Raw genomic sequence first — 25,900 nt, 5'->3', positions numbered from 1 at the left:
ATGCAATGAAGCCGCAAGAACATTCGGCAATCGCTATATTATTAAGTTATCCAAGCGTTTAACTATACTCCAATCATATCCAAGAAGAGTAGCCAAAGCAACCGGAGATACTGTCGAATGGCAAAAAAAACATAAAATGATACTTTAGTGCCGCTCTTGAACAGGCCAAAGGAAACATGCTTTACTTATAATCAAAACCACCCGTATAACGGGTGGTTTGTTCTGCGGCTGAAAGCCTTTATTACTGGCCAGCCCTAAAGGGCACTGAATGGTTCGCCAACCGCACTACTTTTACTGCTACCCCTAAAGGGGTTTTCTATTTCTTCTTCTTTCGATTATCTTTGATCTCTTCTCCTGTAAATGGATCAATGTATTCCATGATTGTTATTTGTTCCGCGACGATATCCTCCTGCAGTTGATTTTGGATATATTCTTGTATCACTTTCTTGTTCCTTCCGACGGTATCCACGTAAAACCCTTTACACCAAAATTTCCGATTTCCATACCGATACTTTAGGTTGGCATGTCGGTCAAAGATCATCAAGCTGCTCTTTCCTTTTAAATATCCTATAAACGCCGATACACTGAGCTTTGGTGGAATACTCACCAGCATATGAATATGATCTTTACACGCTTCTGCTTCGATAATTTCTACATTCTTTCTTTCACATAGTTGTCTCAGTATTTTCCCAATATCTTGTTTCAATTTCCCATAGATTACTTGGCGTCTATACTTTGGGGCGAACACGATATGGTACTTACAATTCCATTTTGTATGTGCTAAACTGTTCACATCAGATGACATCTGTATTCCTCCTATTGTGCGATAAATTCGGTTGGCGAACCAAATTTATTGTAACATTAGGAGGAATTTTTTTTGATACATCGCTGGAAGCTCTCCCGAACCATACGCATAGCGTATGGTTTTCTTTTGCCAACCAAAAAAACCCCTGCAATCGCAGAGGTCTTTCTAGTAAAGTAATCATATGCTGCATACCTCTATGCTTTTTGTTGAAGACGGTGACGTCGCTGGCTCATAACGGCGAGCCTCTTCTTTAGCTCCCTCTCCCACTTGACGTCTTCAATCTGCTTGGCTACGGCCAGCAAATCAAGCGCCATATCGATCTGGTTGCGAATAATGGCCAAAGTGTCTTCACTTTCCATATTGACGACATTTTCAAAAATGGACTCTTCGTCTTCCATCACATAATCCTGGAAATCCACGTCGGTAACGCCGTCGCCGTGCGCATATTCCGCCAAGATTTCATACTCGTTCTCGACCTTGTAATGAACTTCAACCCGATGGCATACCGGGCAAAAGAGCAGGGGAACATTATGGACTTGCGTGCGATAATGCTTCAGTGTCCCCTTGGTACCTACCATACTCGCTCCACAGCAAAAACTCATGATTGTTCACCCTCCTCAGGTCATTTCAATGGTTTCGTATTATTGTATTATACACGCTTGCCGGCGATTCCTGCTGATTTAAGGTTTATATTAACCTTTACGCCCATTTTCAATCATATTGAGGCAAAAAGACAGGCGTTTTGTTGCAAAAAGCCCCCTTGACCGGATAAACATCCGGAAGGAGGCTTTAATCAGCATTTCAAAGGACAAAAAGTGGAAGCCTTACAGCTTACAGGTTCTTATCGCCCGGTTTCCAGTTCATAGGGCACAATCCGCCCGATTGCAGCGCCTGCAGCACGCGCAAGGTTTCTTCCACGCTGCGGCCTACATCATTGTGGTTGACGACTTGGTATTTCAGTTCGCCTTCCGGATCGATGATGAAAAGACCGCGAAGCGCGATGCCTTCTTCTTCGATCAACACGCCGTAATCGCTGGCAACCTTCTTCGTAATGTCGGAAGCAAGCGGGAACTTCAGCTGACCAAGACCGTTAGCGTCTTTGGAAGCGTTGATCCAAGCTTTATGGCTGTGCACGGAATCGATGCTCACGCCAAGAATTTCGGTATCAAGCGCCGTGAATTGATCGGCCGCATCGCTGAGCGCCGTAATTTCAGTCGGGCACACGAAAGTGAAATCCAGAGGATAGAAGAAAAATACCAGCCATTTGCCGCGATAGTCGGACAAGCTGACTTTGCCGAATTCTTTGCCATCCCCCGATACGGTTTCCATTGTGAAATCCGGAGCCGGTTTACCTACCAAACGTTCTGCCATTGCGAAAATCCTCCTTTGATTATGTAAGAAAAACAAGCGGCCATCCCTCTGAAATCAGGTGAAGAGGCAGTGTCTTTCTTGGTTATGATTGGATTTGGTTACGTTTTTGCTGCTACAAACCAAATGGTATCACCGCACAAAATCAAAGTCAAGATTACAGTGATTATTTTTTTATAATTATTATAAATAAGCAAAATTGTGTGACGTTTTCTTATTTCCGAATAGCTGCAACGATCAGGTCGCCCATTTCGCTCGTGCTGATCGCCTTGCTCTTGTCCACGGCGATATCGCTGGTACGGTGCCCGGCATCAAGCACCTGCGCCACAGCGGCTTCGATTGCGGCTGCCGCGTCTTCGTAGCCGAAGGTCATGCGGAACATCAGGGCCAGCGAGAGAATCGTAGCAATCGGATTGGCCAGCCCTTGTCCTGCGATGTCCGGAGCAGAGCCGTGAACCGGCTCATAGAGGCCGTAGCTTCCTTCGCCCAGCGAAGCGGAGGCCAACATACCGATGGAACCAGTGAGCATTGCGGCTTCGTCGCTCAAAATATCGCCGAACATGTTCTCGGTGACGATGACGTCGAAGCTCGAAGGGCGGCGCAGCAGCTGCATGGCGCAGTTGTCAACCAGCACATGCTCCAGTTCCACGTTCGGATAGTCTGCCGCAACGCGGATAACTACTTCACGCCACAGGCGCGACGTTTCCAGTACGTTTGCTTTGTCGACGGAAGCCAGCTTGCCCCGGCGCTTCCCGGCAATTTCGAACGCCTGGCGGGCGATGCGCTCCACTTCAGTTACATTGTATGCGCAGGTGTCAACCGCTTCTTCCCCCTGCTCACTTTGACGGCGGAACTTCTCACCGAAGTAAATACCGCCGGTCAGCTCACGTACGACGATCAGGTCTGTTCCTTCAAGCACTTCCGGCTTCAGCGTGGAGGCGTCCTTCAGACAGTCGAATACGACCGCGGGACGCAGATTCGAGAACAGGCCCAGCGCTTTGCGGATGCCCAGAAGCCCGGTTTCCGGACGGAGTTCTTTCGGGTTGGTGTCCCATTTGGGGCCGCCCACGGCTCCCAGCAGCACAGCATCCGCGCTCTTGCAGATGTCAAGCGTTTCCGCAGGCAGCGGAGTACCCTTCTCGTCGATCGCGATGCCGCCGAACAGCGCATGCTCGGTCTCGAATTTGTAGCCGAATACCTCCTCGGTTACTTTTAATACTTTTTCTGCTTCCGCCACAACTTCGGGCCCGATACCGTCCCCTGCGATTACGGCGATTTTTTTAACTTCGCTCATTCTTCGTCACTCCTCAAGTTGATCCGCGCCCACGCGGACATAGTTCTTCTGTATATTGTTGTAACATAACGAGGTCAAAAGGACAAAGATATGGAATCTATCAATTAATAGGCACCGCCTATAAGCCGCAATGGAGTCAGACGGAAACTCAATACTTCGGCAGGTTCAGCGCCAGAATACATGGCCGGGTGCCCATAATAATTGCAGCGAGGGCGGCTTCCTTGCATCGTCTTTGCTTTTTTATTATGACCTGTTCATTAATGAGGGATGCAATTGTCGGGGATAGTTGCCAACCGCCTTTATAGTTAGTATGCTAATCATGTAGTTAGCACACTAACCACGGAGGTGATGTAATGAACGGCAATCTTGGCTATCTTATACACAAGGTAAGCGTTATGTCCAAATCCAGACTGACCCAACGGCTCAAAGCTTACGGTCTGACCGCTCAGCAATGGTCCGTTATCAAAGATATTTCGGCGACCGGTGCTGGTGCCACCCCCGCAATGATTGCGAAGCGGCTTCATGCCGACCGGCCGACTATTACAGGCATCCTCAATCGTCTGGCGGATAAAGGCTTCGTTTACACCCGGGATAATCCGAAAGACAGACGCTCTCAGTTTATTCTGCTGACCGATCAATCCATGGAGCTCATCGCCAAGCTGGAGGATGTCAGCAACAAGGTGATGAAAGAAGCGCTGCGCGGAGTGCCGGACAGCGAGATCCGGACGACGATCGGCGTTTTGCGGCAAATGATGGACAACTTGGGCAAGGAAGAGCTCGAATGATACTGGTAACGGGAGCGGGAGGAAATGTCGGACAGGAGTTAGTACGGGAACTGAAACTGCGAAATGCCGATTATCGCATCGCCAGCAGCCGAAAAAACACGGATGGCATCTATATGAACTTTGAAGATCCCGCATCCATCGAGCCCGCTCTGAGCGGCGTCACCCGCCTGTTCCTGCTGCGCCCTCCCCATCTGGCCGATGCCAAAAGATACTTCGGGCCCGTAATGGACGCTGCCGTTCGGATGGGCGTCAAACAAATCGTCTTTTTATCTGTAATGGGCGCGGACAAGAACCAGCTTGTGCCACATGCCAAAATCGAAGCGCTGATTCAGAAGTCCGGAATCCCTTACACTTTTTTGCGCCCGGGCTTTTTTATGCAAAATCTGTTGAACCAGCACGGCGAAGAATTGATCAATGAGCGGACGATCTTCGTCCCCGCCGGAAAAGGAAAGACAAGCTTTGTGAATGTTGCCGATATCGGCGCGGCTGCCGCTAAGGTTCTGACAGAGGCCGGTCATGAAAATAAGGCTTATGATTTAACCGGCAGCGAGGCGCTGAACTATTACGAGGTCGCCGAACTGCTCTCCGCGGAGTGGAATGAAACAATCAAATACGCGAACCCCAGTGTTCCAGCCTTTTGGAAAAAAATGTCCCGCAAAGGGGTAAAACGCGATTTCTTAATCGTTATGATCGGCATTTACATGACGGCAAAGCTCGGTATGGCCAAAAGAGTATCCCCCGATTTGGAATGTCTGCTGGGACGTAAGCCGGGTACTTTTCCCCAGTATATTGCCAAAACCGGCCGTCCGAATTTTCATTCAACCCGCTGACCTTCACGAAGTGTCCGGCTGCCGCATTGCTCCTGCCCTCGAAGTTGTTTACAATAAGTAAGCAAACGCTTTCTATTACTTCGTTTCTTAAATTATTCCGGGGAGTGATCGCGAGGTGCAATACACGAAACTTGGCAAATCCGGCATGAAGGTCAGCCGGCTCTGCTTGGGAACGATGAACTTTGGTGAACGGACGGACGAGAAAGAAGCTTTTCCCATTATGGACACCGCGCTCGATGCCGGGATCAATTTTTTTGACACAGCGAATGTGTATGGAGGCAGGGAAAACTCAGGATTGACCGAAAGCATTATCGGCCGCTGGTTCAAGCAGGGCGGCGGACGGCGGGAAAAGGTCGTGCTCGCCACCAAAGTGTACGGCGCCATGAACGATCGGCTGGATGGCCCGAATGACGAGCGCGCACTGTCCGCTTACAAAATCCGCAGGCATCTGGAAGGCTCTTTGCGGCGGCTGCAGACCGACCACATTGAGCTGTATCAGATGCATCATGTGGATCGCAGCGTCTCCTGGGACGAGCTGTGGGGAGCCTTTGAGCTCGCAGTAAGCCAAGGCAAGGTCGGCTACGTCGGCTCCAGCAACTTTGCAGGGTGGGATATTGCGGTCGCTCAATCTGAAGCCAAGGGCCGCGGCTTTCTTGGCCTCGTATCGGAGCAGCACAAGTACAGCCTAACCTGCCGGCTTCCGGAACTGGAGGTACTGCCGGCGTCGCAGAGCCTGGGGCTTGGCGTTATTCCCTGGAGCCCGCTGGACGGCGGTCTGCTCAGCCGCAACGCGCTCAAAAAAATCGCAGGCAGCCGCAGCGGCGGCAATGCAGAACGCGTCGAACGGCACCAGGATCAGCTGGAACAGTTCTCCAAGCTATGTCTGGAACTTGGCGAACCGCAGGACAATGTCGCCTTGGCCTGGCTGCTGGCCAATCCCGCTGTTGCCGCCCCCATCATCGGCCCCCGCTCCCTGGAGCAGATCGAGAGTTCCCTGCGCTCCCTGGAAGTCGCACTGGACGATTCCGTTATGGCCCAGCTGGACGAGATCTTCCCCGGCCCCGGAGGGGCCGCGCCCAAGGCATACGCCTGGTAAGCAAAGAACAGCAATAGCCGCAAGCTGCCGGATTCCTCCGGCGGCTTGCGGCTTCTTCTTGTCTCAGGCTATTCCGCGATATCCGCGGTCACGCTGCCATTGGTCGTGGACAGCTTTACAGTATGATTCCCGCCTCCAAGCACCGCCGATCCGTGGCCGCCGTTTTTTTCCTGCCAGTTCACGCTTCCTTTCATCGAACCGTTGCTCGTATCGGCTGCAATCGTCGCATCCGTCGCCTGAGGCAGTGTCAGCGAGATGCTGCCGTTGCTTGAAGCGCAATCCCAATTCCCCGTGATGGGGGATTTAATGACGATTTTGCCGTTGCTGCTCTTGGCATACACTTGGCCGGCAATATTCTCAAGCGTAATGGATCCGTTGGAGCTGGTGATATGGGCTCCTCCTTCCACGCTCTGCAGGTTGAGCGAGCCGTTACTAGTGCTGGCCTTGACTCCTCCTTTAATGCCTCTCATTTCGATTCTGCCATTGGAGGTGTCGGCCTCGATTCCGCCTTCCAGGTCCGAAACGTCCAGCGAACCGTCGCTTGTGTCGATCTTGACTGCGAGCGCCGCAGGAAGACTCACATTGAGATAGGGACTGTTGCCGGAAAAACCGAAGTAAATACCCGAAAACAAGCTCTTTTCCGCAGTCATTTCAAGCACTACCGTGTCGCCATCCGTCCTTACCTTCCAATTGTTTTTCATTGCCTGTTCACTTTCGCTCTGACTGCTGCCCGGGGACAGCAATTTGCCTTCGTAAGTCAGAGCGCTTCCTTCAATACCGTTCAACTTAACCCTGCCGTTTGGAATTGAAATAATGACCTTCTTAATATTCGTGCCGGTTTGCACCGTTCCGTTAACGGTGCTTAGATGCGCTTTACCCAGCAAGCTGTCCAGCGAGCCTCCCGGAAGCACGGATTGTCCCGCGCTCACGAGGCCCAGCAGCACAATCAGAACGATTGCCCCACCGCTGGTCCGGGTCTTGGTCTCCGATCTATGCAGAAGACGCATCAGCATTTCCAGCCCCAGCAGGATGAGCAGCGCCGGCCATAAATACCCGATGGCCTCGTAAGTAAGCTTACCGTATTGAATCAGCGCAATGATGACGCCGAGCGCGATACAGCCGAGCGCCGCCGTCAAACTTCCGATCTTCCATCTTCCCATGACCCTAATTCTCCGTTTCTATGCTTTAGTATTCTTTTTTAGCATATGCAGCCCGTAACCGATCAGGCCCAGCGACACCAAAACAGTGCCGACATTTAATTCTGAGAGCAGCAGCCACAAGTCCGGGAACATCGTGATGATCAGCAGAATAACCCCCGCTGCGATGCAGGACCCTCCCAGCAGCACCGGATTCACGTCATCCTTCGGATAATCGGGCATCGGAGGCATGGAAAGGGGCGGCCAGGGCGCGCCGAAGCCTTCCGGCTCATACATCAGCCGCTCGTGTTCCGCAGCCGCAAGCTTATTCCATGTCGCTTTTTGAAGCGCGTCGAACAGCTGATAGAACCACAGAGCGGCCAGCGCGAACGGGAATACCTGCGGGATGGAAGGGATGCAAATGATGCAGGCAAACGCGCCGATCATAAACTGCATTCCCTGTTTTTTGAAGCCCAGATACAAATGTCCGAGACCCGGAACCATGGCCAGCATAAAGGTGAGCCAGCGTTTCTTTTTTATCATGTGATGTCCTCCTGATTATGTGTTTTTGCCGACATTCCGCTTGCAAAATATGGATCTATCTTTCTATCCGCTTAGCGCGTTCTTTGGGCGCCGAACAGTTCGGTGACCGAGCTCGACATATGGCCGTTGATTTCCGTTAGCCCGTAGCCCAGCTGTTCAAATACGCCGAACTCCAGCAGCACAAAGGTTAGACAGGCGGCAAGGCCGTAGTGAATCCATGAGGCCCGAAGCGCAAACCGTCTTCTGGAAGTAACGGGTCCGGCGTCATTCTTTTGCCGCGCAGCCTCCAGCCGTTCGATTTCAGCCATCACCGGAGGGACAAGATCGGGTATCCCGGAAGACAGCCCCAGATCAACATCTCCATCCAGTTCTTTCCACATTTCCTCCATCGCCCTTGCTTCCTCCAGCCAACGCGCACAGCCTGGACAAACTCCGATATGACGCGTCATTTCCCGCTCCGCTTCGGGAGACAGAAGACCTTCGATATAATGGGGAATCCATTCCATCACTGTTGAGCATTTCATTCCCATCTCTCCCCTTTTCTTCGCATGATCTGTCTGGCGCGGTACAGCTGGGATTCGACCGTTTTTACCGATACGCCCTTCACTTCCGCAATTTCCTGATAGCTTTGCCTGTTAAAGTAGTACAGCTGCACAACCGACCGGTACGGTTCCGCCAGACTGTTCACACTTTCTCCAAGCTCTTCGGAGGTCTCCTTGCGAAGCGCGGCATGCTCCGGCGTTTGGAGAGTCACATAGTCATTCTCCGTGTAATCCACCGTGCTGCGGTGCTTCCACTCTCTGTCGTTGGCTCTTTTGAAGTCCAGACAGGTGCGGTAGGCGATCCGGTACAACCATGTAGAGAATGAGGATTGGCCCCGGAAGGAGGGAAGCGCCTTGTAGGCTTTGATGAATACCTCCTGGGCCATATCTTTGGCCGACTCGGGTTCTCCCGTTATTTTTACGCACACCCGGTATACCAAGCCCTGATAGCGCGTCACCAGATGCGCAAAAGCTTGACGCTCGCCGTTCAGTACGGCCGATATCCATTCTGCCTCTTCCAGTTGTCTCCCCTCCCCCTCTATACTACATTTGACGTCCGACTCTTTCTTTCCCCTGCAAAAATTATTGATTTAATCATAACCTGATTTTGGGTATACGTTCAGCTGGGTTTGCATTCCAATAACTAGGAGCTAATAAACGTAGTTGTCTGTTCAAAAACAGGCCCGTCTGCTACTATGAAAAAATGTATAACATGTATATCCGTAATTTCAGATGAGACTTGAGGTGAACGAAGATGTATTTGGCCCCATTATTTGAAAATGATGTACCTGCAGCACTCTCCCGCCCTTAGTGGAGTGAATGTGACTGCATCTCTCCGTTAAGGGCATTACCAGCCTAAATCAATAAACGGAGGGTACAAACTAAATGAAAAACAATTGGCTAGGTTCTATCTATTTAGCTTTAGCCGCAAGTATTTGGGGCGGTATGTACGTTGTCGTTAAAATTGTAGTATCGGTTATACCGCCATTGGAGCTTGTGTGGATGCGTTATTTAGTGGCTATTGTCGCACTTCTCGCGGTCGGCTTGATCACTCGGCAAAAATGGCGAATCCATAAACGTGATTTCCTAATTATCATAGCCATTGGAATCATTGGCAACGCTGTTTCGATCGTTACCCAGGAAACGGGCACAATGCTGTCCTCAGCACAAATGGGAGCCATTATCACTTCTTCAACACCGGCATTTATGGTGATTTTTGCCCGTCTGCTGCTTAAAGAACGGTTGACTGTAAAAAGGGACTCTCCGTTTGTCTAGCGACCACTGGAGTTTTTCTCATCGTTGGCGTCGATCATGTGAATATGTCCGGTAAGCTTGGCGGTATTTCACTGCTTGTTGCCGCATTAACATGGGCACTCATGTCTGTTCTTGTTAAGCGTGTGCCGAGCGAATATTCGCAAATTGTGGTGACGACCTATTCCATCCTGGTGGCCCTAATTGTTTTGACCCCTTTTGTTTTGGGGCGATTATCCGCCATTCCAGTCTCTCAACTGGGACATCCCGCGATCTGGGGAGGAGTCTTGTATTTGGGCATTGTCTCAACGGCAGGCGGATTTCTGCTTTGGAATCGCGGATTGCAAATGCTTAACGCTTCAAGCGGGGGGATATTTTTCTTCTTTCAACCCGTAGTCGGGACATTGCTCGGATGGCTTATTCTGGGCGAGAACATCGGTATAACGTTTTGGATCGGCTCCATCCTGATTCTAAGTGGTGTTGTATTCGTGATCTACGAGAAAAAATAGAATTATAAATCATAAAAAGGCTGCTCTCCTGTCACATAGCGACGGGAGAGCAGCCTTTCTGCTACTTAAGTTTCATTTTTGGTAATGCCATTTAAGCTTGGGACATAATCGGCAGCTTTATTGTTCGTCAGCATTTGAGGTTCTTCGGTGAAATGGGCTTTATTCTGTTGATTGTCTTTCTTATCTGCGCGATTATCCGCTCGGTCCTTTTTGGGATCGGCGCTATTTTTGGGCATGACATTCACCTCCATCTTCTCACATTAGTATGAGAAGGCGGTTTGCATTTTATCCCATCTGCCATCCCAGGAGTTATATTTGAAAAAAAGGACTGCTCCGGCAGCGGATCAATCCGCGTCTGGAGACAGTCCTTCGCGTTCCGCCGTCTCTGTCCAAATTTGGAAACGGCAGCTCCAATTGCTATAAATGGGCGTCTTCACGCTCCGTATACGTCTTGCGCTTCTCAATCAGCTTGTTCAGCGCATCGAGATAAGCCCGAGCGCTGGCTTCCAGAATATCGGTGCTGAGACCTCTCCCCGCCGCAGCCACAATGCCCTGCGACAGAATGACATGCACCTCGCCCTGAGCGTCCTTGCCTTGGCTGACGGATTTGATGGAATAGTCGTCGAGCTTGACTTCCTCACCCGTTGCTTGATCGATAGCGTTATAAATCGCATCAACCGAGCCGTTGCCTTCGGCCACAGCCACGACCGGTTCCGCCGACGGGCCATTCAGAATCAGCTTCGCGGTAGGCGTTGCTTCATTGCCGTAAGTGACATACAGGGTGCGCAGGCTGTAGATTTCCGGTGTATCGACCAGTCTTGCCTCAAGCAGCGCCAGAATATCCTCGTCGGATACTTCTTTTTTCTTGTCCGCCAGATCCTTGAATCTGGAGAACGCCGCATTCAGCTCGTCTTCCGGCAGATCGTAGCCGAGATCGCTCAGTTTGTCGCGGAAGGCGTGGCGGCCTGAATGCTTGCCCAGCACCAGCTTGCTCTCCTTCAAACCGATCGTTTCCGGCGTCATGATCTCGTACGTCGTCTTTTCCTTCAGCATGCCGTCCTGATGGATACCAGACTCATGCGCAAATGCGTTTGCGCCGACAATCGCCTTGTTTCCCGGCACCACCATACCGGTCAGTTTGCTGACCAGGCGGCTCGTACGGGAAATTTCGGACAGCACAAGCGACGTCTTGGCGCCGAAATACTCGCTTCGCGTCTCCAGCGCCATCGCTACCTCTTCAATCGCCGTATTGCCCGCGCGTTCGCCGATGCCGTTGATCGTGCCTTCGATTTGATCCGCCCCGTTCTGGATGGCCGCCAGCGTGTTCGCCGTCGCCATTCCCAGATCGTTATGACAGTGCGCGCTGAGCTGAACACGGTCAATATCTGGAACATTTTCTTTTAAGTACTTGAAGATTGCCCCATACTCCGAAGGATTCAGATATCCGACCGTATCGGGAATGTTGATGACGTTCGCGCCTTCGCGAACAGCCATGCCGACCACCTCGGCCATAAAATCAAGCTCGGTCCGCCCCGCATCCTCAAGCGAGAACTCAAGTTTGGAAAAATACTTCTTCGCATAGCGGATGGCCGCCTGCGCCGTCTCCAGCACCTGCCCCTTATCCATCCGCAGCTTATGCTGCCGGTGAATTGGGGAAGTCGCGAGGAACAGGTGAATGCAGGGGTCCTGCGCGCCCTGAAGCGCCTCCTTGACGGCATCGATATCCGCTTCCCGTGATCTGGAAAGGCCGATGACCGTTACATTCTTAACCGCCCGGGCGACGGCATTGACCGCGGCCAAATCTCCCGGCGATGCCGCGGGAAATCCCGCCTCCATCCGGTCAATACCCAACTTCTCCAGCTGGTAGGCGATTTCCAGCTTCTCGCGAGTATTCAGATTCACGCCGGGGGACTGCTCTCCGTCACGCAGCGTCGTATCGAAAATATAAATTTTTCGCATGCCGGGCACCTCCTTAAAAGTAATCGTCAAACGCTCCAAATGCGGCCCGCATGAAGCGGAGCCGCACCTAAAGACTTGCGTTTATGAGCATTTTTGCAAAATGCCGTATATGTGAATCCGGGTACTGGTTATGCCAATCTTATTTCTTGATCCAAGCCATCATTTCGCGCAGTTGTCCGCCGACAACCTCGATCGGATGAGCAGCTTCGTTGCGGCGCGTAGCCGTCAGGAATGCACGGCCGGATTGGTTCTCCAGAATGAAGTCGCGGGCGAATTTGCCCTGCTGAATGTCGCTCAGTACCGCCTTCATCGCTTTCTTCGTTTCGTCGGTTACGACGCGGGGGCCGGTTACATAATCGCCGTATTCCGCCGTGTTGCTGATGGAATCGCGCATCGTAGCCATGCCTCCTTCATAGATCAGGTCAACGATCAGCTTCATCTCATGCAGGCACTCGAAGTAAGCCATTTCCGGAGCATAGCCGGCTTCAACCAGCGTTTCGAAGCCCGCTTTGATCAGAGCCGTTACACCGCCGCACAGTACGGCTTGTTCGCCGAACAGGTCGGTTTCGGTTTCTTCGCGGAAGGAGGTCTCGATTACCCCTGCGCGGGTACAGCCGATGCCTTTGGCATAAGCGAGGCCGATCGCTTTCGCGTTGCCTGTAGCGTCCTGCTCGATGGCGATCAGGCCGGGAACGCCGAAGCCTTCTTCATAAGTGCGGCGAACCATGTGTCCAGGAGACTTAGGAGCAACCAGCAGTACGTCCGAATCCTTCGGAGCAATGATTTGGCCAAAATGCACGTTGAAGCCGTGGGAGAACATGAGCGCCGCGCCTTGTTTCAGGTTCGGTTCGATTTCATTCTTGTATACGGACGCCTGGGTTTCGTCAGGCATCAGAATTTGCACCACATCCGCGCGGGATACCGCTTCGGAAACCGGCAGCACTTCAAAACCGTCATTCTTTGCGGTTTGGAACGATTTGCCTTCGCGCAGGCCGATAATTACTTGAAGTCCGCTGTCACGCAGGTTCTGCGCCTGGGCATGCCCCTGGCTGCCGTAACCGATAACCGCGATTGTTTTACCTTTTAATACGCTCAGATCCCCATCCTGCTCATAGTACGTTGTTACTGCCATTGTCAAAATCCTCCTTTAATTTGGAACCCATCTAAAGAGCGGGTGCTTCAAGAGAAGCGGCATACATCGTTCGCCTTCCCCTCAAGCTCCCGCTCTTTAGCGGGCATGCCGTTCATAAATTATATTGTACCGCAAAAAAGCAGCAATTCGTTAAAGTTGTAAAATAGACCTACTGCACATTTCCCCGGATCATTGCGGTAACGCCCGTCCGCGACAGTTCCCGGATGCCGTAAGGCTTCAGCAGCTCGATCATAGCGTCGATCTTCTGAGTATCCCCGACCACCTGTACGAGCATGCTCGTGCTGCCGATATCGACGACGGAAGCGCGGAACGTTTCGACTACGCCCATGATCTCCGGCCGCTCCGAAGGATCGGCTTTGACTTTGATCAGCGCCAGCTCGCGGGCGACCATCGGCTTGGAGCTTAGATCCACCACTTTGATGACGTCGATCAGCTTGTAGAGCTGCTTCTCAATCTGCTCCAGCTGCTCCTCGTCTCCCAAGGTCACAATGACCATCCGGGACAGTCCGGTTTCCTCCGATTGACCGACGGTAATGCTCTCGATATTAAAGCCTCGCCGTCCGAACAGCCCCGATACCCGCTGGAGCACCCCGGGCTGGTCGTTAACGAGCACGGAAATTGTATTTCTTGCCACAGTTATTCATCCCCCATCAGCATTTGATCGATGGTCGAGCCCTGGGTTACCATCGGATAGACATTCTCGTCCTTCGATACGAGGAATTCCACCAATACCGGTCCCGGCGTTTCCAGAGCTTCCAGCCATGCCGACCTTGCTTCTTCCTTCGTGGTCGCCCGAAGCCCCTTAACCCCGTAAGCTTCAGCCAGCTTCACGAAGTCCGGGCTTCCGGCCAGATCCGTATAGCTGTAACGCTTCCCATAAATGAGGTTCTGCCACTGGCGAACCATGCCGAGCACCTCGTTATTGATAACGACGATCTTGATCGGAATGTTGTGGATGGCGCAGATGGCGAGCTCCTGGGAACACATCTGCATGCCGCCGTCACCGTTGATCGACACCACAAGCCGTTCCGGATTGGCCATTTGCGCGCCAATTGCCGAAGGGAAGCCGAAGCCCATCGTTCCGAGGCCGCCGGAAGTCACCCAGGAACGCGGATGATTGAATTTGTAATACTGCGCCGCCCACATTTGATGCTGGCCGACGTCCGTCGTTACAATCGCTTCGCCCTTCGTGGTGTCATTGATCATCTCGATGACCCACTGCGGTTTCAGCACTTTTCCGTCATCGTTGTAACGAAGCGGCTTATCCAGCTTCCACTGGGCGATCTGCGTTCTCCAGGCGTCCGCGTTCGCAGCCCGTCCGACTTCGGGAATAAGCTGCTCCAGCACCGTCTTGACGTCGCCTACGATCGGAATGTCAGGCGATACAATCTTGCCGATTTCCGCAGGATCGATGTCGATATGCACAATCTTGGCGTTTGGCGCAAAGCCGTCAAGCTTGCCCGTTACGCGGTCGTCGAACCGGGCGCCTATATTGATCAGCAGGTCGCACTGCTGGATGGCGTTGTTCGCCGTATATGTGCCGTGCATCCCCGGCATGCCCATCCACAGCTCGTCGGCGCTCGGGAAAGCGCCCAGTCCAAGCAGCGTTGTCGTGATCGGGATTTCCGTACGCTTGACGAATTCGTACATCGCCTCATGCGCCCCGGAATAAATAACGCCGCCGCCCGCGATGATGATCGGCCGCTCGGCTTCCGAAATCGCGCGCACCAGCTTGTCGAGCTGCAGCTTGTTCGGAACCGTGCGCGGATTGTATCCCCGAAGATTTACGCTCGTCACGGGAGTGAACAGCGTCTTCGCCGCGGATACGTCCTTTGGAATATCGATAAGCACCGGCCCTTTGCGGCCCGTCGATGCAATATGGAAAGCTTCGTGAATGATTCTTGGCAAATCCTCCACATTGCGCACCAGATAGCTGTGTTTAGTGATCGGCATCGTGATGCCGGTAATGTCCGCTTCCTGAAAAGCGTCCGTACCGATCAGGCTGGAGAAAACGTTGCCCGTGATCACCACCAGCGGAACGGAGTCCATATACGCCGTGGCAATGCCGGTGACCAGATTGGTCGCCCCGGGTCCGGAAGTCGCGATACATACGCCCGTCTTGCCGCTTGCTCTTGCATATCCGTCAGCCGCGTGAATCGCCCCTTGTTCATGGCGGGTCAGCACATGGTTGAAATCACTGAAGCCATACAGCGCGTCATAAATATACAGAACGGCTCCGCCGGGGTATCCGAACACGGTATCCACGCCCTCAAGCACCAGGCTGCGGAGCAAAATCTCCGATCCGCTGATCACTTCCGGCTTCATCCATTTCTCACGTAATTCTTCTGTTGACCGCGCTTCCGGTATTTGCGTCATCATTCAGTCATCCTCCTTACAAAATGTCAAACTTCCTATACAAACGACGATCGCCCTTATCATTCAACCAGCCGGCTTCATACAATCAAAAAAGCCTTTCATCTCCCACGTGCCGCATAAGCGCGTGAGGGACGAAAGGCTGTTCTTCCGTGGTACCACCCATATTTGCAATGCATCTCGCGATGCAATGCCTTGGCAGGATTGCAAAAACCCATCGATGTAGGCAAAAGCCGATCTTTGCAACCTGAAGTCCGTAACGCGGACCACACGATTTTCCCTAATAATTCCGCCTAATCCAAAAGCGGACCTTTCAGGAAAACAGCTCCGAGGTGAGCTCGTATATAAGGGGTTTTGGCGGTGGTTTCAGCAGTTCCACCCGCTCTCTGGTCAAAAGAGCCCTTAAAACTTCGTCCTCTTCATTGCCGTTGAATATAGTCAATAAAATGTTTAGACACATTATATGATTCCTTACACGGTTAGTCAATCCCTTATTTTGATCTCCCCGCTTTGTCCCTCTTTGGTCCTGGGCGGAACCCGCAGCCCCCCGCCAATCATATGATGTACGACAATATGTGGAAGGGGGAAGCGCCGTGATCCGATACCGCAGACCCAAACAGGACGATGAGATTATTCACCGGTTGATCGAGACCGAGCTTGTGCCATTGTCCCATCTGCCCGCAAAAGTGCTGAACCAGGTCAAAAAAGAACTCCCTGGCCGGCTCGGACGGGGAGTGACGCTTGTGGCGAGCCGCGATTACGACAGCGACCCGCTGGGTTTTGTCCATTTTATGCTGCACGGAGATCTGCTGTATATCGATATGCTTGCCGTCCACTCGTCTGCGAAGAGGAAACGCTGGGGAAATTTGCTCATGGACCGGGCGGAGCGGTTTGCATTATCACGCGGATGCCGGCGATCCAAAGTGGCTGTAGACATCGGGAATGCCGGCGGGCTCGCTTTTTATGAAAAGCTGGGCTACTCCGTAGTCCGATATTCGTCGCAGGGCATGTGCTACGAGATGGAGAAACATTTACAGGCGACAGGCATTTGAAAAATTGGAGTCTTAGAAAAAACCGTAGGGATTAGGTCCGCCGCCGTAGCCGTAACCCGAGCCATAAGGCTTGCCGTAGCCGTAGCCATGGCCGTAACCCGGGCCATAAGGCTTGCCATATCCATAGCCGTAGCCGACGTAAGCGTATGGTGCGGTCCCTATAGCAAGCAGGTCGAACAACACCAGCGGGATAAGGGCTTTCGTTTGTACTTTTTTGCCTCCGGACCGCTGCACAATCAGACGATTGCCCGAGATGCGAAGCAGTTTGCCGGCAACCTTCGTTCCGTCTTTTTTCACCGCTACGATATTTTTGCCCACGAGTTTCATAACCTGCTTCTTGGTCACAAGTTGTGTCATAATATCCCTCCTCTTGACATTCTCAGAACTGTGCACACAGGCAGAATTAGCCCTGCTGCCAAAAAATCTCTGCTTTCCTATTGCTGTCTTCGAGACAGTGTATTCGGCGCCGCTTCTGCCCGCCTGTACCTCTGCCCAGGCTGCCTATCCGGATAAGAAAATGCGCAAACAAAAAACCGCATCTCCGGCTGAAACCGGAAATGCGGTTGAAACGAAAGGGGACGATCGCCATTTATCGTTTGCTTGGATCGTAAGGCTGCCCCAGCGCCGACGGAGCCGAGGAGCGGCCGACCGCGCTCACAAGGACAATAATGGTCAGCACGTAAGGGATCATGTAGATAAATTCCTGGGGGATATCCTGAGACCATCCAAATTGTTGAACGTAATTGCGGATCGCCTGCGAGAATCCGAAGAACACGGCCGCGCCGAACGCGCCAAGCGGATTCCACTTGCCGAAAATCATGGCCGCAATGGCGATAAAGCCCTGCCCGGAAATCGTATTGTGGGCGAAGGTGCCTGTCGTCGTAAGTGTAATCGTCGCTCCGCCGATACCGGCTAACATGCCGCTTAGCATAACGCCGATATACCGCATCCGGTTGACGTTAACCCCAAGCGTGTCTGCTGCACTCGGATGCTCGCCGACCGCCCGGAGACGAAGACCGAACGGCGTTTTGAACAGGAGGTAATACACCACAATCACCAGAATGATCGCCAAGTAGGTTGTAGGGTAACTATTAAACAAGCCGGGTCCCAACACCGGAATTTCAGAAAGCACCGGCACCTTGTATTTATAGAACCCGTCGATCAGCGGCGTTTCCCCCGCCCCTTCGAACAGCAGCTTAACAAGATAAAGCGTACTGCCCGCGGCAAGGAAGTTGATTACCGTACCGCTGATCGTCTGATCCGCTTTGAACGTTATGGAAGCGAAGGCATGAATAAGCGCCCCAATTACGCCGACGGCCATGGCGCAGAGCACGCCGATCCAGGGAGCCATGCCGGCATACCCCGCATCCTGGGCATAATAACCGCCGACGGCGGCGGCAAAGGCACCGAACATCATGAGACCCTCAAGCCCGATGTTCACCACGCCCGAACGCTCGGAGAAGATGCCGCCCAGAGCGGCGAAAATGAGCGCTGTGGAGAATACAAGCGTCGTATTGAGCATTTGGCCTAGCAGCGTCAGCACATCCATCTATAACACCTTCTCTTTCTTGCGCTTGAAGTAAAAGGGCTTAAGCACCCAGCGCACAATCCCCTGTGCCGCGATGAAGAATATAATCGAACCGATTACGATGCGGATCAGCTCAGGCGGAACGTCCGCATTGAAGCTCATGCCCGCCGACCCGTAAGTCAGCATTCCATAAAGAATCGCGGCCAGAATGACACCGAAAGGATGTGTAAGCCCCAGCAGCGCCACTGCGATGCCGTCAAAGCCGTAGCCCGGCGATCCCGCAAACACGGCTTGGTAGTGAAATACGCCAAGCACCTCGCCGGCTCCGGCGAGTCCCGCGAAGACTCCGGCAATAAACATCGATTTCATGACGTTTCGTCCAACATTCATCCCCGCATACTCGGCGGCATGGGGATTAAGGCCTACAGCCCGCATCTCAAAGCCCTGCTTCGTCTTCCACAAATAAATGTAGAAGAACACCGCCGCCGCCAGCGCGATAATCGTTCCCCAGTGAAGGCGAGCGTTATCAAAGAATGAATTTAAAAAGGTCATTGATATGGAAGCCGGAATATCCTCGGACCGATTCTGCCCCGGAATCAGCAAAAAGTTGCGGACAATGTAGTTGGCCAGAAAAAGGGCAATCCAGTTCAGCATAATCGTTGTGATAACTTCGTTGATGCCGCGCTTGGCTTTCAGGTAACCGGCAATACCGGCCCAAAGTCCGCCGCACAAGCCGGCTCCGATAACCGCAAGGGGAACCAAAAGGAACAAGGGCAATCCGGCCCATTTAATGCCGATGAGCGATGCCGCCGTCATTCCGATCAGCACCTGACCGTCTGCACCGATATTAAAGAGTCCGGAACGGAACGCAAAGGCTACCGATAGACCGGTCAGCATCAGCGGCGTCATTTCGCGGATTGCCTCGCCGAAATCATATGGGCTGCCGAAGACGCGCTTGAACAAGGCTCCATAGGCAGCGATTGGATCATAGCCTCCGATCAGCATAACGATTGCGCCGACCAGAAATCCAAGCAGGATCGCGACAAGCGGCACAATATAACTGTCTGTCGCAAATATCTTTTTGAACTTATTCACCCGCTTTACCTCCCCGCTTCAGGCTGCCTGCCATCATAAGCCCAAGCTCCTGATCATTCGTATCCTTCGGATAGACCTCGCCGACAATTTGTCCTTCATAAATAACGGCGATACGGTCGGATACATTCATGATTTCGTCCAGCTCAAATGAGACGAGCAGCACCGCTTTACCTTTATCCCGCTGGGCTATCAGCTGTTTTTGCACAAATTCGATAGCGCCTACATCAAGGCCGCGCGTCGGCTGCGCCGCAATCAGCAGGGTCGGTTCTTTGTCTATTTCCCGCGCAATAATGGCTTTTTGCTGGTTTCCTCCCGACAGGGAACGGGCAGTGTTGTGTATCGATGGCGTTCGCACGTCGAAAGCCTGAACCAGCTCCTCGGCATGCTTGTCAATCACTTCGTTATTCATAAAACCATTCCGGTTGTATGGACTCTTGTAGTAGGTTTCAAGCACCATATTCTCGCTGACGGTGAAGTCAAGCACGAGACCGTGCTTATGCCGGTCCTCCGGGATATGTGATACATTCATTTCCGATATTTTGCGCGGGGACAGGTTGGCTATTTCCTTCCCTTCGACGATAATGGAACCCGAATCGATTTTACGGAGGCCTGTGATGGCCTGAATCAGTTCGCTCTGACCGTTTCCATCTACCCCGGCAATACCCAAAATTTCTCCTGACTTGACTTCAAAGCTCAGATTATTTAATACCGAAATGCCTTCCTTGTTCTTGCTGTTTACTCCGTCCAGTTTAAGGACCGTGTTTCCGACTTGCGGGTCCTGCTTGTCCACTTTAAACGTTACGTCCCGTCCGACCATCTTCTCTGCCAGCTCGTTCGGATTGGTCTCCGATGTTTTGACGGTGTCGATAACCTTGCCGCGGCGAATAATGGTAACCCTATCCGATATGGACATGATTTCTTTCAGTTTATGGGTGATCAGAATAATGGATTTGCCCTCGGCAACGAGTCGCTTCATAATCGCCATAAGTTCATTGATTTCCTGAGGAGTAAGCACGGCGGTAGGCTCGTCAAATATAAGAATATCCGCACCGCGGTACAAGGTTTTCATAATTTCCACACGCTGCTGCATCCCTACCGAGATATCATGGATTCTGGCATGCGGATTAACTTGAAGACCGTACAGCTCCGACAGCTTGCGAACCTGCTCCGCTGCGGATTTATAGTCAATTTTAAGGCCTTTCTTCGGCTCCATTCCAAGAATGATATTCTCGGTTACCGTAAAAGGGTCTACAAGCTTGAAATGCTGGTGCACCATGCCGATGCCAAGCTCGATGGCTTTATTGGGACTGTCGATAATAACCGGTTTGCCGCCGATTTCAATGCTGCCTTCATCGGGCTGATACAGTCCGAATACGATATTCATCAATGTGGATTTGCCTGCCCCATTCTCGCCGAGCAGCGCATGAATCTCGCCCTTCTCCAGCGTCAGGCTGATAGAGTCATTGGCGACGATACCGGGAAAACGTTTCGTGATTTGCTTCAACTCTACGACAGGAGCCGCAGCACTCATGGAATCACCCTCATTACAGATTATAATTCAGCAAAGCCGCTGTTTGTCCCTGAGCCCATATATTGGGGGTCGTCCCGGGAACCCGTGCGGGGAGTATAAAAAATAGATACAATAACGACAGTTCGAATATCTTCTTTAGACACGGCTGTACCGCCTCTTGCGAGACGGTAGCCGTACCGGATGGGACGGGCCTTGATATAAAAGTCGCCCGCCTAACTAAGAACAAGGCCAGCTATACAACCGGCCTTGATTCTTGTTCCGATCTTATTCAATTATAGAAAAGAATTATTCGGAAGGTACAGTAATCTTACCGTCAATGATTTGTTGTTTGTAATCGTCGACTTTAGCCAGGATGTCGGCGCTCACGTTGGCTTTAGAAGTATCCGGCAGACCTACGCCGTTGTCTTTCAAACCGAGCACGGTAGTGCTGCCGCCTTTGAAAGTACCGTCGATAACTTGTTTGGAAACAACCTTAACCGCTTCGTCAACGCGTTTCATCATGGAAGTCAGCGTTACATCGTCGCCAAATTCGAGCGATTGGTCTTTGTCTACGCCGATTACCCATACTTTCGTGCCTCCGGCTTTGTTGCGGGATTTAGCTTCGTTGAATACGCCGTTGCCCGTTGCGCCTGCCGCAGGGAAGATGATGTCATTGCCTGCATCGTACAAAGTAGCAGCTAGGGATTTGCCGATATCCGGCTTGTCATAAGCGCCGGCATAAGTAGGCGTTACTTTTGCAGTTGGATTAACCGCCGCAACTCCCGCTATGAAGCCCACTTCAAAACGTTTGATTACCGGGCTTTCCGCTCCGCCGATAAATCCGATCTTGTTCGTCTTGGTCGTCAAACCGGCAACCACGCCTACCAGGAACGAGCCTTCGTTCTCGGAGAAGGTAACGGACTCGACGTTGGGAGCATCTACTACGTTATCGATAATGGCTAGTTTGGCGTCGGGATTCTCACTCGCAACTTTTTTCAAGGAGTCGCCCATGTCAAAGCCGATGCCCCAGGTAAGAGCATAACCGTCTTTAACGAATTGGTTCAGGTTCGGCTCATAGTCCGCATTGGATTTACTTTGCAGGTATTGAACCTTAACGCCGTTTTCTTTCTCAAGAGCTTGCAGGGCTTCCCAAGCGGATTGGTTAAACGATTTGTCGTTTACGCCGCCAACGTCGGTAACCATACCGATTTTGATGTTGGAGTTGTCTGTAGTGGCTTCGCCGGCGCCCGTATTGGTTTCAGTGTTGGTGCCTGTGTTAGTGTTTGTGTCTCCGGACGCGTTGTTATTGTTGCTTCCGCATCCGGCCAGAATGACCGTGAAAGCAAGCAGCATAACGAGAGACAGCTTGAAAACTTTTTTCATCGATTGTTATCCCCCTTAAGAAATTGGATGTCTTCTGTGTTCTCCTTGGACATGCCATTGAAACAAATTATAACGGTTAAAAACGGTAAAATCCAGTAAATTAATGACCTTTGGTTAATAAAAATTTGCATTTCCCCTCAAGAAATCGCTTTCTATTACGTGTTGTGTTATGTATATGCCCCCTTCATGTCATCTTACCTCCACCGTCCTCAATGTCTCCCTGAAGCAAACATAAATAGTATTGCACAATCTGGTAAACTCTATTATTATATATGTTTATCATTCCAAGGAAAGGAAGCCGATCATGATGAGTGAATCATCCCAGCCGGCAGCTCCGGCTTCGAAGTACTGCCGGGAGTCGCGCGTATTCAAAACGGGGCGTGTCTTCCCCAACGATGTTAATAACCACCAAACCCTTTTCGGCGGGAAGCTGATGAGCAACATAGATGAAGTCGCCTCCATCTCCGCGATGCGCCACTGCCGATGCAATGTCGTTACCGCCTCCACCGACTCCGTCGACTTTCTGTCCCCAATCCGGCCTACCGACTCCTTCTGTTTCGAATCCTTTGTCTCCTGGACCGGCCGTACCAGCATCGAGGTATTCGTTAAGGTCATAGCCGAAAATTTATACTCCGGAGAGCGTGCCGTGGCGGCCACTTCCTTCCTTACCTTTGTAGCCATCGGTCCTGACGGCAAGCCCGCCCCCGTACCCGCTGTTATCCCCGAGACGGACGAAGAGAAGCTGATCAGCGATTTAGCGGAGGAACGGTCTGAACTGCGGAAAGTCAGACGCGCCGCCAGCAAGAAGCTGGCTGCCCAGCTTATAACGACAAAATACTGGGAGTAATCGGCTTCCGCATACGCATAAATTTTCACAAAAAAGGCACCGCTGCACGGGAATCCCGGGAAGCGGTGCTTTTCATATCTCAAAAAGTTGCTTACGCGTTGATCTTCTCTTTGGCTACGGTAGCCAGGGAGTTGAATGCGTTCAGATCGTTTACAGCCAGATCAGCCAGCATTTTGCGGTTGATGTCCACTCCGGCCAGTTTCAGGCCGTGTACCAGCTTGTTGTAGGACAGGCCGTTCAGACGGGCTGCAGCGTTGATACGAACGATCCACAGTCTGCGGAAGTTGCGTTTCGTTTGACGACGGTCGCGGTATGCGTATACCAACGATTTCATTACTTGTTCTTTAGCGGTTTTGAAAATGCGGTGTTTGGAGCCGAAGTAACCTTTTGCCAGTTTCAGTACTTTTTTATGTTTACGACGAACGACGAAGCCGCCTTTAACTCTTGCCATATTAATAAACCTCCCAAAAATTGTGTAATAAAAACTATTTCAAGTTAGCCAGGCCTTGCTTCAGGCGTCTTACATCACCAGGAGCCATTTCAGGGTTTGTTCCCAGAACCCGTTTAGCGCGCTTGGACTTGTGGGACAGCAGATGGTTTTTGTAAGCTTTGTAGCGCATTACTTTACCCGTTCCGGTAATTTTAAAGCGGCCCTTCAGGCTGCTGTGAGTTTTCATTTTAGGCATTGTGTTTCCTCCTCAATAGTTATGCTGCTTGTTAAGATGATTTGGGGGCCAAAATCATGATCATACTGCGGCCTTCCAGCTTGGGCTGGCGCTCCACAACGGAAATCTCGGCCACTTCCAATTTGACGCGCTCCAGAATTTTCTGACCGATATTCGCATGGGTAATTTCACGTCCGCGGAAGCGGACGGAGCATTTCACCTTGTCGCCCTCATTCAGAAACTTGACCACATTGCGGAACTTGGTCTGATAGTCATGTTCTTCAATGTTCGCGCGGAACCAGACTTCCTTGATGTCCACAATCTTCTGGTTCTTGCGGGCTTCCTTCTCTTTCTTCTGCTGCTCATAACGGAACTTCCCGTAATCCATGATGCGGCATACCGGCGGTTTCGCTTGCGGCGCTACATTGACTAAATCCAGATTAAGATCTATTGCCATTTGCAACGCTTCGCGGATCGGTTTAATCCCGATTTGTTCTCCTTCCGCACCAACCAAACGGACTTCTTTCGCCCGAATCTCATCATTGATCATATGGTCCTTACTGATAATTCTCCACCTCCGGATCTGATTGGCTATAGATATAACAGCTTCTTCCCATTAAAAAACGGGTCGCCGGAATTTACCGACAACCCGTTTGATCAACGTTCATGAACGAACCACATTCATAAAGCATTGAGATCAAAACCAGCCGGCTTAAAGCCGATCAGGTGAGAAGCCGGTGCTTCTGCTTATAATCTCCGACATATTTAGCACACTTGAATACTATACAATATTCGGCGCAGTGATGTCAACCATTAATTTGGCGTCTTTTAATTGCAGGCACTAGCCCTGCTTGCTTTGAACTTCCTCCAGGCGAACGACGCGGGTATGCTTGGTATGGCTCCACTGCTTGTTGTTTTGCGTAAAGAACGCGTAGAACGTAATCGGATACCATGAAATCAGGTAAATCGGAAAGACCAGCATATAGGCGTACACCTTCTTGAACGTCACCTTCTCGAGAATCATCGATATGAAAAAGGTGAATATATTGGCGCCGATAGCGACATAGCTGAGCCACAAAGGCAAGTGTCCGTACAGGTTGGCGATATGCGGCCCGCCGAGAAGCGAGCTGTCGATCCACATGACCGCGGTCATCAGGAACGTAAGGAGCACGATATATACGTTGGCGCCGTACAGGGCCAGGTCGAATTTGGTCAGGCTCCGCTCTTTGATACTCTGCCATAGCAGAGGGAAGAAATAGCGACGGGCGACTGTAAAATGCCCCTGCATCCAGCGAAGCCTCTGTCTGGACGAGGCTTTGAACGTGAGCGGCTTCTCGTCAAATACTTTGGCGTCGTAGTTGAACTCGGGATATACGCCCTTCGACGCGCTGCGCATGGTGAACTCCAGGTCCTCTACAAGGCTGGTTGCTCCCCAGCCCATTTCCTTGAGCAGATTCGTTTCGAAGCACATGCCCGTTCCGCCCAGGAAGTTGGCCATTCCCAGATTGTGGCGGGACAGCTGCCAGAGACGGTTAATATACCAGTAAGAGATGCCATAGGCTGCGGTGATCCAAGAATCCTCGGGATTCTTCGTATCGATGTAGCCTTGGATGACTTTTGCGCCGGAACAGAGATCGTTGTTCATCTCCATCAGGAAATCGGTATGGGCCAGATTGTCCGCATCGAACATCACGACGGCATCGTATTGGCGCGGCATCTCCCAAAGGTTCCCCAGCATCCACTCGATGGCGTAGCCTTTGCCTCTCAGGTTATTATTGGTTCGGACGCAGGCGTTCATGCCATGCTCCCGAACAATGCGGGCCGTTGCGTCCGTACAGTTATCGCAGATGACGAATACGTCGTAAAGTTCTTTCGGATAATTCAGCTGCTTCAAATTTTCCATGAGCGCTCCGACCACTTCTTGTTCGTTATGCGCTGCCACGAGCACCGCAAACGATTTTTGCGGAGGGAACAACTCCTTTTTCTTTTTCTTGCGCAGTCCGAACAACGAGAATCCGAACTGATAAATCGCGATTAACGCCAAGACCACTTGGAGCGTTACAAAAATTGCATCTGTCATGATCCTTTGATGCCCCCTTTTTTTGGTTCAGGTTCTTTTTTTCTTTGACCTTAGAACGCGGTTAATGACCCTTTTGTTGCAAGCTTGAACTTCAGA

27 protein-coding genes and 1 pseudogene are annotated in these 25,900 nt (G+C 51.6%); 6 read left to right on the top strand and 22 right to left on the bottom strand.

What is annotated here, in order from left to right; translation table 11 throughout:
* Window positions 1-316: 316 nt before the first annotated feature.
* The 4 genes from tnpA to leuB form a co-directional block, all read right to left on the bottom strand.
* A complete protein-coding gene (gene tnpA / locus PUR_RS07155) occupies window positions 317-805 on the bottom strand; it encodes an IS200/IS605 family transposase (protein WP_179034640.1) in 489 nt (162 codons plus the stop codon).
* 194 nt (window positions 806-999) lie between these two features.
* A complete protein-coding gene (locus PUR_RS07150; RefSeq protein ID WP_179034639.1) occupies window positions 1,000-1,407 on the bottom strand; it encodes a hypothetical protein in 408 nt (135 codons plus the stop codon).
* Window positions 1,408-1,636: 229 nt separating this feature from the next.
* On the bottom strand, window positions 1,637-2,176 hold the full coding sequence (locus tag PUR_RS07145; protein ID WP_179034638.1) for a peroxiredoxin: 540 nt from the start codon (window positions 2,174-2,176) through the stop codon (window positions 1,637-1,639).
* 211 nt (window positions 2,177-2,387) lie between these two features.
* Window positions 2,388-3,467 (bottom strand): 3-isopropylmalate dehydrogenase, encoded by a 1,080-nt coding sequence (leuB, locus tag PUR_RS07140; protein WP_179034637.1) that lies wholly within the window; start codon window positions 3,465-3,467, stop codon window positions 2,388-2,390.
* A 353-nt stretch (window positions 3,468-3,820) separates the two neighbouring features.
* Here leuB and PUR_RS07135 point away from each other — a divergent pair, with 353 nt between their 5' ends.
* The 3 genes from PUR_RS07135 (at window position 3,821) to PUR_RS07125 (ending at window position 6,178) form a co-directional block, all read left to right on the top strand.
* Entirely contained in the window at window positions 3,821-4,252 is a 432-nt protein-coding gene (locus PUR_RS07135) for a MarR family winged helix-turn-helix transcriptional regulator (protein ID WP_179034636.1), read from the top strand.
* Window positions 4,249-5,082, top strand: a complete 834-nt coding sequence (locus PUR_RS07130) for an SDR family oxidoreductase (RefSeq protein WP_179034635.1) — start codon at window positions 4,249-4,251, stop codon at window positions 5,080-5,082. Before PUR_RS07135 ends, PUR_RS07130 begins: the two co-directional genes overlap by 4 nt.
* A 115-nt stretch (window positions 5,083-5,197) precedes the next feature.
* Window positions 5,198-6,178 carry an aldo/keto reductase gene (locus PUR_RS07125; RefSeq protein ID WP_179034634.1) on the top strand — a complete coding sequence of 327 codons (981 nt, stop codon included), beginning with the start codon at window positions 5,198-5,200 and terminating at the stop codon, window positions 6,176-6,178.
* Between the two features lie 68 nt (window positions 6,179-6,246).
* On the opposite strand, the gene PUR_RS07120 is transcribed toward PUR_RS07125, so the two are convergent.
* The 4 genes from PUR_RS07120 to PUR_RS07105 form a co-directional block, all read right to left on the bottom strand.
* Complete coding sequence (locus PUR_RS07120) at window positions 6,247-7,338, bottom strand: DUF4097 family beta strand repeat-containing protein (RefSeq protein ID WP_179034633.1); 1,092 nt, start codon at window positions 7,336-7,338, stop codon at window positions 6,247-6,249.
* 18 nt (window positions 7,339-7,356) lie between these two features.
* Window positions 7,357-7,857: a hypothetical protein gene (locus PUR_RS07115; protein ID WP_179034632.1), complete on the bottom strand. Its 501-nt coding sequence runs from the start codon at window positions 7,855-7,857 to the stop codon at window positions 7,357-7,359.
* A 71-nt stretch (window positions 7,858-7,928) separates the two neighbouring features.
* On the bottom strand, window positions 7,929-8,381 hold the full coding sequence (locus PUR_RS07110) for a zf-HC2 domain-containing protein (protein WP_179034631.1): 453 nt from the start codon (window positions 8,379-8,381) through the stop codon (window positions 7,929-7,931).
* On the bottom strand, window positions 8,378-8,902 hold the full coding sequence (locus PUR_RS07105) for an RNA polymerase sigma factor (protein ID WP_269474722.1): 525 nt from the start codon (window positions 8,900-8,902) through the stop codon (window positions 8,378-8,380). Before PUR_RS07105 ends, PUR_RS07110 begins: the two co-directional genes overlap by 4 nt.
* 382 nt (window positions 8,903-9,284) lie before the next feature.
* Here PUR_RS07105 and PUR_RS07100 point away from each other — a divergent pair.
* Window positions 9,285-10,159 (top strand): annotated as a pseudogene (locus PUR_RS07100) (DMT family transporter).
* Between the two features lie 65 nt (window positions 10,160-10,224).
* Here PUR_RS07100 and PUR_RS07095 read toward each other — a convergent pair.
* From PUR_RS07095 to ilvB, 5 genes are all read right to left on the bottom strand, one after another.
* On the bottom strand, window positions 10,225-10,395 hold the full coding sequence (locus PUR_RS07095; RefSeq protein ID WP_179034630.1) for a hypothetical protein: 171 nt from the start codon (window positions 10,393-10,395) through the stop codon (window positions 10,225-10,227).
* A 181-nt stretch (window positions 10,396-10,576) separates the two neighbouring features.
* Window positions 10,577-12,118: a 2-isopropylmalate synthase gene (locus tag PUR_RS07090; protein ID WP_179034629.1), complete on the bottom strand. Its 1,542-nt coding sequence runs from the start codon at window positions 12,116-12,118 to the stop codon at window positions 10,577-10,579.
* A gap of 139 nt (window positions 12,119-12,257) precedes the next feature.
* Window positions 12,258-13,250: a ketol-acid reductoisomerase gene (gene ilvC / locus PUR_RS07085; protein WP_179034628.1), complete on the bottom strand. Its 993-nt coding sequence runs from the start codon at window positions 13,248-13,250 to the stop codon at window positions 12,258-12,260.
* Window positions 13,251-13,419: 169 nt separating this feature from the next.
* Window positions 13,420-13,905, bottom strand: coding sequence for an acetolactate synthase small subunit (gene ilvN / locus PUR_RS07080; RefSeq protein WP_232101748.1), 486 nt, complete (start codon window positions 13,903-13,905; stop codon window positions 13,420-13,422).
* Between the two features lie 2 nt (window positions 13,906-13,907).
* Window positions 13,908-15,650, bottom strand: a complete 1,743-nt coding sequence (gene ilvB, locus PUR_RS07075; protein WP_179034627.1) for a biosynthetic-type acetolactate synthase large subunit — start codon at window positions 15,648-15,650, stop codon at window positions 13,908-13,910.
* 587 nt (window positions 15,651-16,237) lie between these two features.
* Between ilvB and PUR_RS07070 the strand changes: the two genes are divergently transcribed.
* Window positions 16,238-16,696 (top strand): GNAT family N-acetyltransferase, encoded by a 459-nt coding sequence (locus tag PUR_RS07070; RefSeq protein WP_179034626.1) that lies wholly within the window; start codon window positions 16,238-16,240, stop codon window positions 16,694-16,696.
* A gap of 12 nt (window positions 16,697-16,708) precedes the next feature.
* On the opposite strand, the gene PUR_RS07065 is transcribed toward PUR_RS07070, so the two are convergent.
* The 5 genes from PUR_RS07065 to PUR_RS07045 all read right to left on the bottom strand — a co-directional run bounded on the left by PUR_RS07065 (window position 16,709) and on the right by PUR_RS07045 (window position 22,212).
* Window positions 16,709-17,053 (bottom strand): hypothetical protein, encoded by a 345-nt coding sequence (locus tag PUR_RS07065; RefSeq protein WP_179034625.1) that lies wholly within the window; start codon window positions 17,051-17,053, stop codon window positions 16,709-16,711.
* A gap of 232 nt (window positions 17,054-17,285) precedes the next feature.
* Complete coding sequence (locus tag PUR_RS07060; protein WP_179034624.1) at window positions 17,286-18,245, bottom strand: ABC transporter permease; 960 nt, start codon at window positions 18,243-18,245, stop codon at window positions 17,286-17,288.
* Window positions 18,246-19,319: an ABC transporter permease gene (locus PUR_RS07055; protein ID WP_179034623.1), complete on the bottom strand. Its 1,074-nt coding sequence runs from the start codon at window positions 19,317-19,319 to the stop codon at window positions 18,246-18,248.
* On the bottom strand, window positions 19,312-20,850 hold the full coding sequence (locus PUR_RS07050; RefSeq protein ID WP_179034622.1) for an ABC transporter ATP-binding protein: 1,539 nt from the start codon (window positions 20,848-20,850) through the stop codon (window positions 19,312-19,314). Before PUR_RS07050 ends, PUR_RS07055 begins: the two co-directional genes overlap by 8 nt.
* Window positions 20,851-21,135: 285 nt before the next feature.
* Window positions 21,136-22,212, bottom strand: coding sequence for a BMP family lipoprotein (locus tag PUR_RS07045; RefSeq protein ID WP_179034621.1), 1,077 nt, complete (start codon window positions 22,210-22,212; stop codon window positions 21,136-21,138).
* A gap of 304 nt (window positions 22,213-22,516) precedes the next feature.
* Here PUR_RS07045 and PUR_RS07040 point away from each other — a divergent pair, with 304 nt between their 5' ends.
* Window positions 22,517-23,059, top strand: a complete 543-nt coding sequence (locus PUR_RS07040; RefSeq protein ID WP_442953784.1) for an acyl-CoA thioesterase — start codon at window positions 22,517-22,519, stop codon at window positions 23,057-23,059.
* Window positions 23,060-23,150: 91 nt separating this feature from the next.
* Here PUR_RS07040 and rplT read toward each other — a convergent pair whose 3' ends face one another.
* From rplT to PUR_RS07020, 4 genes are all read right to left on the bottom strand, one after another.
* Entirely contained in the window at window positions 23,151-23,510 is a 360-nt protein-coding gene (rplT, locus tag PUR_RS07035) for a 50S ribosomal protein L20 (protein WP_025333812.1), read from the bottom strand.
* Between the two features lie 34 nt (window positions 23,511-23,544).
* The gene (gene rpmI / locus PUR_RS07030; RefSeq protein ID WP_042205713.1) at window positions 23,545-23,745 is read right to left on the bottom strand and encodes a 50S ribosomal protein L35; all 201 of its coding nucleotides are present in this window, start codon (window positions 23,743-23,745) and stop codon (window positions 23,545-23,547) included.
* Between the two features lie 31 nt (window positions 23,746-23,776).
* Complete coding sequence (gene infC, locus PUR_RS07025; RefSeq protein ID WP_025333810.1) at window positions 23,777-24,274, bottom strand: translation initiation factor IF-3; 498 nt, start codon at window positions 24,272-24,274, stop codon at window positions 23,777-23,779.
* Between the two features lie 291 nt (window positions 24,275-24,565).
* The gene (locus tag PUR_RS07020) at window positions 24,566-25,804 is read right to left on the bottom strand and encodes a glycosyltransferase family 2 protein (protein ID WP_179034619.1); all 1,239 of its coding nucleotides are present in this window, start codon (window positions 25,802-25,804) and stop codon (window positions 24,566-24,568) included.
* Window positions 25,805-25,900 lie beyond the last annotated feature (96 nt).

The sequence above is a fragment of the Paenibacillus sp. URB8-2 genome (assembly GCF_013393385.1).
In the GTDB taxonomy this organism is placed as follows: domain Bacteria; phylum Bacillota; class Bacilli; order Paenibacillales; family Paenibacillaceae; genus Paenibacillus_AQ.
Note: the sequence above shows the minus strand (reverse complement) of the source record. Positions and strands in the feature narration are given on the sequence as shown.